The sequence below is a fragment of the Bradyrhizobium sp. Pa8 genome, assembly GCF_052588265.1.
Genome location: NZ_CP176767.1, coordinates 1,285,243 through 1,296,468, shown reverse-complemented (window position 1 = coordinate 1,296,468; position 11,226 = coordinate 1,285,243). Strand labels below are relative to the sequence as shown.

At 57.7% G+C, this 11,226-nt stretch carries 9 protein-coding genes and 1 pseudogene; 2 read left to right on the top strand and 8 right to left on the bottom strand.

The window, feature by feature from the left end:
• Positions 1 to 315 precede the first annotated feature (315 nt).
• The 8 genes and pseudogenes from ACKWRH_RS05960 to ACKWRH_RS05925 all read right to left on the bottom strand — a co-directional run bounded on the left by ACKWRH_RS05960 (position 316) and on the right by ACKWRH_RS05925 (position 7,946).
• Positions 316 to 600: a hypothetical protein gene (locus tag ACKWRH_RS05960; RefSeq protein WP_445219706.1), complete on the bottom strand. Its 285-nt coding sequence runs from the start codon at positions 598 to 600 to the stop codon at positions 316 to 318.
• A 283-nt stretch (positions 601 to 883) separates the two neighbouring features.
• A pseudogene (locus ACKWRH_RS05955) lies at positions 884 to 1,477 on the bottom strand (inner membrane-spanning protein YciB); the annotation flags it as partial.
• A gap of 1,791 nt (positions 1,478 to 3,268) precedes the next feature.
• A complete protein-coding gene (sctV, locus tag ACKWRH_RS05950; protein WP_445219705.1) occupies positions 3,269 to 5,392 on the bottom strand; it encodes a type III secretion system export apparatus subunit SctV in 2,124 nt (707 codons plus the stop codon).
• Positions 5,373 to 5,816 (bottom strand): tetratricopeptide repeat protein, encoded by a 444-nt coding sequence (locus tag ACKWRH_RS05945; protein ID WP_445219704.1) that lies wholly within the window; start codon positions 5,814 to 5,816, stop codon positions 5,373 to 5,375. Before ACKWRH_RS05945 ends, sctV begins: the two co-directional genes overlap by 20 nt.
• A gap of 2 nt (positions 5,817 to 5,818) precedes the next feature.
• The gene (locus ACKWRH_RS05940) at positions 5,819 to 6,358 is read right to left on the bottom strand and encodes a hypothetical protein (protein WP_445219703.1); all 540 of its coding nucleotides are present in this window, start codon (positions 6,356 to 6,358) and stop codon (positions 5,819 to 5,821) included.
• Between the two features lie 33 nt (positions 6,359 to 6,391).
• Complete coding sequence (locus tag ACKWRH_RS05935) at positions 6,392 to 7,282, bottom strand: SctD/MshK family protein (RefSeq protein ID WP_445219702.1); 891 nt, start codon at positions 7,280 to 7,282, stop codon at positions 6,392 to 6,394.
• A gap of 120 nt (positions 7,283 to 7,402) precedes the next feature.
• Positions 7,403 to 7,690 (bottom strand): hypothetical protein, encoded by a 288-nt coding sequence (locus ACKWRH_RS05930; RefSeq protein WP_445219701.1) that lies wholly within the window; start codon positions 7,688 to 7,690, stop codon positions 7,403 to 7,405.
• A gap of 70 nt (positions 7,691 to 7,760) precedes the next feature.
• On the bottom strand, positions 7,761 to 7,946 hold the full coding sequence (locus ACKWRH_RS05925) for a hypothetical protein (protein ID WP_445219700.1): 186 nt from the start codon (positions 7,944 to 7,946) through the stop codon (positions 7,761 to 7,763).
• A 643-nt stretch (positions 7,947 to 8,589) separates the two neighbouring features.
• Here ACKWRH_RS05925 and ACKWRH_RS05920 point away from each other — a divergent pair.
• Positions 8,590 to 10,482 carry an HrpF/NolX family T3SS translocon protein gene (locus ACKWRH_RS05920; protein WP_445219699.1) on the top strand — a complete coding sequence of 631 codons (1,893 nt, stop codon included), beginning with the start codon at positions 8,590 to 8,592 and terminating at the stop codon, positions 10,480 to 10,482.
• 100 nt (positions 10,483 to 10,582) lie between these two features.
• Complete coding sequence (locus ACKWRH_RS05915; RefSeq protein WP_445219698.1) at positions 10,583 to 10,768, top strand: hypothetical protein; 186 nt, start codon at positions 10,583 to 10,585, stop codon at positions 10,766 to 10,768.
• The last annotated feature ends 458 nt before the right edge of the window (positions 10,769 to 11,226 follow it).

The following is an 11,226-nucleotide window of genomic DNA, read 5'->3' as shown; positions in this document are numbered from 1 at the left end:
TGCGCCGGATACTTCGATGCCGCCCTGCGGGGCGCGCATCAGGCGAATTTGCGTCTGCGGGGGCAGCATCAGAGGAACTGACTCGCAACCCACTCAGCTGCTCTTCAAAGTTCGATTGTTCAGCATGCGCGTTCGCGGAGCGCTCCGTTGCCTGCTGCTCCGTGTACCATCTGCTCCAATCTGTATGGTCCGGAAAAAAGCCACCTCGATTAGACTCCACGCTCTTCTCCCTCGCTCGAGAACAGGGTATGCAACCCGCAATTCACGCCTATTGCTGGTGTACTTAAGTGATACTTAGAAGTTCACCATCGAGACCTAGACCATGAAGGAACATACTACGCCGATGATCGCTAAGATCGGCTCGGTTTGGACGACATCGCTTTCGTTCTCCGCCGGGTGTGCGCTCGGCGACGTCTGGGAGTCGTCTTCCATGACGCCAGTGCCTTCCAACCTGCGCTTTGTCTCGGCGTAGCCGACCGGGAGATGCTGCGAGTGCGTCATCATCGTCATCGTCACCTCGTTCGATCTCGGGATCCTCGATATCCGCACCGGTGCCGCACCGGTCCAGTCGCCAGCAACGCTGTCGCGAATTGCAAGCATTGACGCGCCTCATTTCTGCGAAGGGCTGTTCATGACGGGACAACGCCGAACTGACCCGCAAGCCTAGAACTTGCCCTGAAGGTGATGCCGATTGCTTGCGGCTTTAGAGGCCGGCGCATCCCTTTGCTCGATCCGGATCCGATCAGTCTCTGGATATGCCGAAACGGAATGCCGCTCGATTTCAACGTTCACCGCATCGGTCATTCGACCCAGATTCTATCGGCCTGCCCTCGACATCTATCTTGAATTCCGGCTCGGGCAGTTGCTGGAGGGCATTGACCAAAGATGACTGGGCGGAACGCGACACGGCCGCGGCATCGTAGCGCTTGGCCAGCGGCATCAGAATGAAACCGAAGAGCAGGCTCAACATCGTCACGCCGAACGTCCTAAAGGTCACCCAGGCATCCGTGGACTCGGTTCGCCAGATGACCTCGTTCAAGATCGTCATACCTGCGAAGAACATCGCCCAGCGACAGGTAAGGATACGCCAGCCCTGCGGGGTCAGATTGAAGATGCGATTCAATGTCTCCACGATGAAGAAGCGGCCGAACAAAAGTGCGCCACCAAGAAACGTCGAAAGCAGTCCGCTGACGATGCTTGCCTCGACCTTGATGAACGTATCCTCATGCAACGCCAGCGTCAGCGTGCCGAACACCAACACGCTGACGCTGGTGATCAGCGATGTGATCGACATGTTGCCCTTCACCACGAGGGATGTGATCCCTGACAAGACGGTCGTGAGCATGAATGCAGCGGTGGCCGCGAACAGGCGGAATTTCGCGTTCACGCAATGGAAGATGATCAGCGGACCGAGCTCGGTGGCGACGTCAAGCATCGTATGCGGTTGATCTTGTCCATCACCTGCGCTGATTACCATCGCTCGACCCTTTTTTGCTCACTCGGAAAGCCCTAACTAGAATGTACAATTTGACGCAGCGTGCGCTTCAAGCCCCTTCGAAGGCGATTCTCTCATGGCATGCTTGCGGTAGCCGCCGCCTCGGTTCGGCGCGCTGCCTGCTGCGCTCAAGGCGGCAAAACTGATCTCGCGAGCTTGCCCGCGTTGCCACGCACCTCGGATTGCGGTTGGCCAGCGACGTCGATTGTACTGGAACCGATCGTACGATCTCCGTGGACCGGCGGCAGGCATCCGTGCCTCGACTGATTGGCACGAACTCGGCGTTGATTGGGATTGAGTCACGCGGCACGAACCCTTCGGACCGAAAACCAAGACTGAAAGGTCCGACGCTTATTGGACGAGATGGAGGGATTTCAGCGCTGCCGGGGCAGCTTGCGGACGGCAGTAGACAGTTTGCCAGGTCGGATGTCGCGCAACTCGTCAGTCACGCGCTCGTGCTTCGAACTGCGGTGCACAGTATTTGGAAGGGGAAGAAGCCGGCCTTGTGCATACGGCGCTGCTGTCGGCAAACGGTTCTTTTCTTAGGTCGGCAGGTTAGAGCACGAGCTGCTCCTTGTCCGCGTCACGCAGCACGGAATGAGTTAGAGGGCCTATCGCAATCTCTACGTCTACAACAGAGCCGTCGAGCATCACGGGGAGGACAATGCCATCCACATCGAGATCAGAATGGAAAGAAAACGCTCAGTCCAGTTGGCGGGCATTTCGATGCCGATCGATATCTCGAGCATCAAGTCCAAACAGATTTTCGACCAGTTCAGCATGATAAAAGAAATCGGGAAAGATTAGAGGTGATCACACTGCGCGGAATTGCGTCAACGTACAAACATGAGGATTTTGGGTTCGGATACCCTTGATCACATCGAACAGATGAAGGTGATCTTCGGTGAATTGATGCTTGGCTGCCGCTTTCCAATTGAAAGCGGGCATTTCCGCTTGAGATGGTGGAATTTCCGACGCTGGTCGTGGGGAGAGCTCGCGTCCAGGAAATTGCCTCGGGCGGCACCGTTAGCGTGAAACGGCTCGTAGCCTTACGATCGAAAAACATTGGCGCATGTCCCGGGTACGCCATTGGTCGAATAAGCGTTGCTCGACACCTTTGCATGCGTGGAGCCTTACGGCCCTGGTTCTAGCTCTTTTCTCCGATCCACGAGGAGGCTTGCCTGCGCGTAGCGTCAACCAACTGGGCCTTGGCCAACACCCTAAGGCTTTCGCGAACGCATCCTGCCTTAGGTAACAGTCGTTGCACGATATCATTCGCCATACGTCGTTCGCACCAAGCACTGCGAACACCGTGATTTAGTCACGCGAGATTGGGATCCCTCGCGCTAACGCGATTATTCGCAATGCGGTTGCGGCTCACAAAGCGGGCCACGTTGTTGAGGATAACGCATTTGTCTTCAGCGCGTACAGGTCGTAGGTCCGGGTCGACGTTGACGAGCACCTCAGTGCGAGGCGCTCTCGCATCGACGCGCAAGGCCCGATCTGCTGCATTGATCTTCCGCCCTTTTCTGCCTCAGCGCGTCGCACAAAGCTCCTGGTCCGCATTCCGCCCGATCGCGCATTCAATGCGTTCGCGCATAGCTGGATCGATATCTTTGGCGCCAAGCAAATTGGGGGACGGCGTCTCCTGCATTTGAAGAGCGGGAGTGTTCCAGTTAGCGCAGCCGCAGAGTCCTAGAATGGCAAAGAGAGCCGAGCACGAGAGCTTGCAAAATGAAACCAAGCGCCGCCGCACTGCTTTTTGACGTGAATTCATACGGTCCTCTGCTGCGCTTGTGAATCGGCTGCAACGAGCACGTTTTCAAGTTCCTCCGACGGAGCCTTGCCCTTTGCAGCTGCGAGTGTGATGGATCCAACAGGCTGGACCGTGAAATCCGAGGCCAGGTCCTGATAGGATAGAACAGCAAGATCGATCCCATTGCGGGTGAGGAAACCTCGGACAAAGCGTCGTACATCCATCGAAGTGAGGATAACCGGCTGGATCTGCTCCCGAACCAGGTTCGACTGGATCTGACGCATTTTTGACAGCAGCACTTCGCTTTGCCCGTCCGTCAAAACCAGGTAGGGTCCTTTGGCAGTGTCGCGCACCCCGCTACGCACGATATCCTCTGTTTGACGTTCGATGATAAAGACCGGCACGACACGGTGAGCGTTGGCATACCGGTGGCAGATCTGCCGTCTCAGAGCGGAGCGAACATATTCCGTGAGCAAGACGCCGTTCTGTTCACGTCCTCCCCATTCGGCAAGTGCTTCCAAGACCAGTCGCGTGTTCCGAATCGGAATACCCTCCTCCAGGAGGCGCCGCAAGACGTCGGCTACCTTAGGAATCGGCGTCGTACGTAATACCTCCTTCACCAGATCGGAATATTCCGTTTCCATCCGCGCCAGCAATTGGCGCGTCTCCTGGATGCCAACCAAGCACTGTGCATAGCGGGCCAACGCAGAATGGACGCGCAAGGCCAGAATTTCAACAGGACGGTGATGCCCGATGCCCGCTGCTTTGAGGGCCGGTGCATTGCTCTGTTCAATCCAGATTTGGTCTGTCTCCGGGTCAAGCCGAAACGGGATGCCGCTCAATTCAATGTTGGCTGGATCGTCGTGGAGTGCGAGCTGCGTTGGATCGATGAGATCCTGATCGACCGGCACGCCCTCGACATCCACCCTGAATTGCAGCTCTGGCAAGCGCTCGTCCACCTCGATGGGGATGCGCGGAATCGTGATGCCCAGATCAGCTGAGACAAGTCCCGAAACGCGTGCAATGTGCTGTTGCAATTCCTCTTTGTCGAGCGCCCGTGTCAGACTGGGCGCAAGGAACAACGCGACGGGAAGCGCCCCGGCAGGCACGGTTTGCTTGCTAGACTGTTCGGGAGGGGGGCGAGAAACATCAGCGCTTTTCTTGCCGCTTTGGACCACACTGTCGGCAAAACTTGCTGCCGCAAAGACTGCGGCCAACACGAGAAAGACAGGGAGCGGGAATCCCGGAATGGCCCCCATTACAACCAAGACGCAGGCTGACAGCCGCAACGCGTGCGGATTGGCCGTGAGTTGGTTAACGATGTCGGTACCAAGATTGAGCCTTGCAACCCCATTTACACGAGTGATGATCGTCCCAGCTGTAATTGAGAGCAGCAGCGAGGGAATCTGTGAAATTAACGCATCACCTATCGTCAGCAGAGTATATTGTTGCAGCGCCGCCTCGAAAGACATGCCCTTGGAAAGCAGGCCGATCGTCATCCCGCCCAGCATGTTGATGCAGATAACCACCAATCCTGCGATGGCATCGCCCTTCACGAATTTCATGGCGCCATCCATGGCCCCATAAAGCTGGCTTTCTTTTTCCAGTGTAGCGCGCCGGCTGCGGGCTTCGTTCTGATCGATATGGCCATTGCGCAACTCCGCATCGATTCCCATCTGCTTGCCTGGCAGAGCATCGAGCGTGAAGCGCGCCGCCACCTCCGCCACGCGCTCAGCGCCCTTGGCGACGACGATGAACTGCACCATGGTCACGACTAAAAAAATGACAATTCCGACGACGATATTTCCCGATATTACGAACTCACCGAAGGTGTGAATGATGCTGCCGGCATCCCCTTCAGCCAAGATCAGCCGCGTCGTTGAGATGGTGAGTGCCAGACGGAATACCGTCGAAATCAGAATGACGCCCGGCAAGGACGAGAAATCAAGCGGAGTGCTAATATAGAGGGCAACCATCAGCAGCAGTATGGCGAAGCCCATATTGAAGCCGATAAGTGTATCGATCGCCACTATCGGGATCGGCATGATCATCATGCTGACCGTCAGAAGCAGCATTAACGCAACCATCAAATCGGAGCTGGCCGAGGCCCGCGCAATGATGTTACGCAGGATGTTGGCCATGGGGACCTTCCGATCGCTGGTTGATAGGGCCAGTGCGGTCGCGCAACGAAACGTAGTTTTTAAAAGCCACGCGCGCCTCGTCTAAGAGGCCGGCCCGCCGCAGGGCATGGCTACGCAACAGCATCAAAGAGATGCACGAAGAAGGTCCGTCATCAAGTGTGTCCAGTCTATCCAGGATTGGCAATGCCTCGTCGCCGAGGCCTTCCGAGATGAGGGCGTAGGCGAAAATCCGCAGCAGATCGACATCTTGAGAGTTGTTGCGGACGATAAGCCGCAAGAGAGCCACGCATTGTGCGCTCTGCCCACACGCGAGATGCAGATAGGAAAGTACACAGAGTAAATCGCGCTCCTGCCCGGAACTCAGCGAGACGTTATCGGATTTGGAAACGTCTGCCGTCCGTTGCGCTCCATCGGAGTTGGACATTGCTAGGCTTCGATTAAGCTGTTTCGGTTCTGCCGGAGCAGCGCTAGCCACTGCAGTCCCTGCTGTAGAACGACGATACCTTCGCGCGCCGCCGAATCCGCAGGCGCGGCCGCCAGCTTATGGGCGAGACGTTCGAGAAGAATGCCGTACCGATCTGCCCGCAGCATGTCCGGATGGCGTAGCTTTGGCGTGACGAAGGAGAGCAGATCGTGCGCGAAATCGCGCCCGTCGAGCGATGCCACCACAGCGGATGGCTCTATCCCATAAATGCGAGCGCGCATCTCGTTGAGACTGACACGCCCGACTGCATTAATGCCTTTGGCCTCCGATGCGGCTTCGATCGCAGCATCCAACGGCATATGCGACGCGCTTATCTCGCGCCAGATCGACGCCCGCTCCCTCTCACCACTTTCACGGGCACCGTCGACCTCAACCTTATTGGGTTGGCGAATGGCCGGCTCGATGGCCGGTGCATGATGGTCCTCGTTGAGTCGCTGCGAAGCAGCGCCAGGCCCGACATCGTAGTGGGACAGCTTTGACATGACGCTTCCTTATCTTCCTTCGGGCCGGAAAGTCTAATAGGGGATGGCAGCAAAACGGCCATTGCGGCTTAGCAACACGCGCCCCTCCTCGATTTGGCTGACCGTCCATCCGTCGGCCAAGAGTGCGCCGACGAAATACTTCTGCCCACCGATCAGCAGATAAGGCTGAGATCCGCGCCAAACAGCTTCGACGGCGATTGACGTCGGCTGCTTCTCCTCCTTGACCACCACTCCGTTCACCAGCGTCACCACGCCGTTTGTATGACCATCGAACCGTTGCTGGAGCTCTCGCCATTTCGCAACCGTTGCAGGCGCGATCGTTCCCTCGGCGCTAACAAAACCAGGCCCAGAACCAACCCTGATATCGAGCAGGCCGGCCTTATCAATGTCCTGTTTAAGCACTTCGGCTGCGGCTTGAGCTCGCCGATCATCACGCCGGTTGATGTCCAGCTTGGGTGCAAGCTTGGCGGCAGGCCGCGCAACGGCGCTCGGTGCACTTCCTCCGGCTTTGAAGAAAAAGGCCGAGAGACTGCCTACACCAAGAAAGCTGAGCAGAACGACGGAGAGCACTGAGATCGAAGCACGCGATAGGCTGATCGAACGAGCCTCAACTGCGTTTTGCATCGACCAGCGAATAGACATCGCGCCCGCGCGAACGACGGCGGGAAGAGAAACAACAACCCGTTCACCTGGGGCAATATCCCTTTCGCCCTCTGGGATGCTTACGGCTGCAAGAGCCTCAATCTCGATTGAATTGCCAACGGGAGTGACACGAAGGTGATGTGGCTCGAGCCCTTGTTCGACGAAGACCATATCTGCATCGAGGCCACGCCCGATAAGACTCGCTCCGACAGCCGCCTTCCCGCTTAGCCCGGCATAAAGCCCCGATAGCACCTCGAAATGGAAGGAGGCGGCCTCATTCACTGACAATCCCCCAAACCAAGAGGAGCAAGGCAGGGCGACTGCAGCACGACTCATTCCTTGGCCGCACTGCTCACGCCACGATGGGAAACGTGGAGCGAGGATTCGCCCCGCCTTTCAGCACTAGCCGTTGACGCGCTCGCTGGCCGCCTTCCTCTCAGACGAGAGCTCAGTCGACAACGCGCGCAACCGTATGTCCTGCGCCATGGCCTCCTGGTTAACAGTTTTCAACTGCGCGATGAGCGCCTCGAAGGTCGCCGCACCACCAACCTGATCAACCACAGACCCAGCCCCTGATGCGGTGGTAGACACCGTGGTACCACCACCGGAACCCGCGGGCTTTTTATCAACCTTGCTATCGTCGTAGTCGTGGCTACCACCAGAAGAGCTGGGACCAGCTGTTTTCGGCATATCGTTTCACCTTCTGCTTGAATTTGCCGCCACGAATGGCGACACTCCCCTGACGTCGAAGAATCCGGCGTCAGGTATCCTCTTCTATTTCAGCCGCAGCTTCGCGAAAGTTTGTGATGTTTCGATCCATCGACTGCATCGCGGCCATGCAAAGAACCGAGCCAAAAGCCGCTTCTAACTTTTGACGATCAGCTGCAGACTGCGCGCTGTCACTATCAGAATTGGTATGAACCACGGTTTCGATTGCGCCGGCCATCTGGTGCCTCTCAGTTAAGTTCCATCAGAAAGGTGGCATCACCGCGAGCGATCCACGTTGCTTACGCTAACGGGAGTAGCTGTCGAGAAGCTGACGAGTCGGAGGACGATTTCCGGCGACAGCCTCAATATCAGTCAATGTCACCGCCGGGGTTGAGAGGGCGGGTACGCGGTACATGCCGACGGCTGCCACCGCGCGAGTTTCTCGACCGCGAACTAAACTCTACAACATCTCCGACAGCGCCAGATAACGGCGCTGGCCCACCACACCTCATCGCCCTCCCGGATCGGACGCTCGATCGTGTGACGGCGAGGCAGAGGCAAAACCTCGCGCTGCCGGAAATGCCACCGCGGAATCGATAGTGATGTTGTTTCGTTGCTTTTCGACGATATCCATTCACGATGGACGACATGAAGGGCCTACTCTTCCAATCCCATCAGGACAGCGTCGTGCCTGCGCATGCGCTGAGCCGAAGATGACATTCATGAGCTGCGGACGCCCCTCAGTGGACAAATTAAGACGACCGCGATTTGCTAACCGCCCCCTTCTGCAACTCGTCAGCTTTTCGAAAGCTCGCCACTCTAACAAGCGACAATCTTCCGATCGCCGATGCCACCTATTGACCGCAAGGGAAATGAACTCAATGCAGCTCAATAACTTTTCGCGACCCGCCGGTACAGATCCAGCTCAGTTTGGGCTTGTTAGGGGCGCTTCGTCAGCGTTGGGGCCATCCGCGCAGATTCGGCCAGGCGACGCTTCGACGTTCGAGGCAATGATGTCCGTCTGCTCGCGGGATGAGAAATTCGATGCTCCCTCCTCGCCCCCCGATCCGCTGCAGCCAGAGCTAAAGATGTCGCAGGATACGCGGGACCAGCTGCCAGCGAATGTAAAGGTGGCGATCGAAGCGATGGAGAAGGATCCGCTTTTTTCTTCCTCGAGCGATTCCTCCCCGGTCGAATCCTCTTCCGTCGACGCGTCGGCGACGGCTGCACCTGCTCCACCACCAGATCTTCCGAGCGCTCCGGTGCCAAGCTCGAGGATCACGTGGAACGGCGGCACGCTGACCAATGCAGAGTTGCAGATTGTGGCAGTGTTGAACCGGCACAAGGACCAATGCCCACTCAGCTGGGATTCGCTGGCAGACAAGGTCAACGATCCGTCGACGCCACCGGATCTGAAGGAGGCGATCGACGGACTGCAGCGCGATCCAGAGCTCTTCTACGCGATTGGCTCACAAGGCGACGGCCGCTGCGGCGGCAAGATCAAGGCCAACGATCTGTCAGAGTTCTCCGCCAGCCACTCGCAGGTTGCTAAATTCCAGGAGCAGCAGGCGCACAGCTACGAGCAGAACTATATTCCATCCGACGGCACCGGGAATGGACAGCCATCGGTCATGACCTTGAATGATGCATTGCGCGAGCTCTACAAGTATTCCGACAACTTGCCCAAGAATTTGAGCCTGGACGATTTCAAGGGGATCGTCGACGGCGGCGCCAAAACCGGCAAGTGTCCGCCCCAGGTGGTCGCGGCGGCTCAATACTTCCTCGACCATCCGGACGCTTGGAAGCAGTTGTACGGTGGTGCGATCGACAAGGTCCACAAGGAAGATTTCCTGCAAATCGCCTCGTCGTCGATGAATCTCACGAAAGCGGAGATAAGTACGCTCGGCACGATCAACGATAATCAAGGCGCTTTCTTTGGGGGAGGCGTGCTCACCCGGGGCAAGTTGGCGAGCATGGTCTATGATGAGGGTCTTGACCCAAAGATACGGCAGGCGGCGTCGCAGTTGCTCTCTGATCCCGTGTTGTTCGGTTTGCTCAACAATTCAATTACAGGATACAAGACCCATAACAAGTTCTTCGACCTCGGCGGCGGACACACGGTCGATTCCGGCAACATCAGTAACAACGATTTCACGCACTTCTACAGCAACATGTCGGCTGCGAATCACACCGTTCAGCAGACGAAAACCCACGTTCCGAAAACCGCTGCCGAGCAGTCGGCCGTAGCGGACATGATGATGGGTGTAGCCGACCAGCCCGATATCAAGTCCGCCAAGAAGAACGGCGGGGCCCTCATGCATGCGCTCGATGACGTAGCCAAAGTAGGCTCGAAGGTGCTTGACTGGACTGCCACGGCGGTAGGCGTGCTTGGCTTCATTCCGGGTCTGGGCGAATTGACCGACGTCATTTCGATGGGGCTCGAGCTTGAGTCCCAAGCTGCGAACCTTCTGCACACGGCGATTAGCGGGGGCAATATGAAGCAGGCGCTGGAAGAAGCTGGCCTCAATCTTGCCGCGCAGGCCATTGGCTGTGTCGGTGGGCCCGAGGTCAAATTGGCGCTCCGCGAAGGCCTCGCAAAGAAGGTTCTGGAAGAGGCTTCGACGAAGGGGCTCGACCTGACGGTCTCGGAGGCGCAATCCTATGCCGAGAACTATTTGGACGATCTGAAGGCGCGCCTTGAGACCGGGCCCATGCAAGCCGCAGGTGTTCCGAGCCAGGTACCTGCGACCCCGTCGTTTCAGAACGTTGCCTGAAGCGCCAGTTGCGCTGGCAACATGCGGATTGGCATCTACCATTTCGGGGACGGAGGCGCCCCCCCCGCTTCGTTCGATGCACGGCGTCGAGAACCTCCGCATGAGCTACGTCACCACCGCGAAGTCGTCGCTTGGCAAGCCGCGGCACAGGAACGCGCGCCGCAACTCGATGCGCAGCCAAAGCACCTGGTGTCACGCTTCTATGTACCGGCACCCAAGGCGCGAGGGTGAGCTTGCCATTGGCTTCTTCTCCTTGCGCGACAGTACAAATGGCATGCTCGAGTAAATCGATGCAAAATCACGCCCATCACGTAAGGTTCGGATGAAATCGGACTGAGCGCAATGCGAGCGCGCTCACACATGATGGCAATTGGCCAGCTGTGGTTTGGGGAACAGGAGGACAGTCCCACTGCTGTTCGAGGCCTCTGAAAGCGGCATCTGTGGCGAAAGAAAAGCCGATATCGAGGAAGTAAAGCGCGGACTTTCGCCCTAGTTGGCCTCGGCGCACTCTGCGCCCGCCGCGGACTCAAGCATAAAAGCTGCCTCTTTGCGCCCGCCGGCCTCCCCCGGAGCTCGTCGCGCCATGTAGGACAGACCGAAACTGCGCGAGCAGCATCCACGGCTCGCTGGATAGACCGTGGGCTCGAGCCATTCAGCCGCCTCAGTCGCTGCAACCGCAATCCAGCGCCGTCTCCATTGGTTCTGAATCGTTTCGGGACAAGGCCTGTACGGCGTAGCCAGCAG

Coding starts and splice junctions, on each gene's coding strand:
- ACKWRH_RS05915 (WP_445219698.1), top strand. CDS start 10,583: ATGAGCTACGTCACCACCGCGAAGTCGTCGCTTGGCAAGCCGCGGCAC.
- ACKWRH_RS05960 (WP_445219706.1), bottom strand. CDS start 600: ATGCTTGCAATTCGCGACAGCGTTGCTGGCGACTGGACCGGTGCGGCA.
- ACKWRH_RS05945 (WP_445219704.1), bottom strand. CDS start 5,816: ATGTCCAACTCCGATGGAGCGCAACGGACGGCAGACGTTTCCAAATCC.
- ACKWRH_RS05940 (WP_445219703.1), bottom strand. CDS start 6,358: ATGTCAAAGCTGTCCCACTACGATGTCGGGCCTGGCGCTGCTTCGCAG.
- sctV (WP_445219705.1), bottom strand. CDS start 5,392: ATGGCCAACATCCTGCGTAACATCATTGCGCGGGCCTCGGCCAGCTCC.
- ACKWRH_RS05930 (WP_445219701.1), bottom strand. CDS start 7,690: ATGCCGAAAACAGCTGGTCCCAGCTCTTCTGGTGGTAGCCACGACTAC.
- ACKWRH_RS05925 (WP_445219700.1), bottom strand. CDS start 7,946: ATGGCCGGCGCAATCGAAACCGTGGTTCATACCAATTCTGATAGTGAC.
- ACKWRH_RS05920 (WP_445219699.1), top strand. CDS start 8,590: ATGCAGCTCAATAACTTTTCGCGACCCGCCGGTACAGATCCAGCTCAG.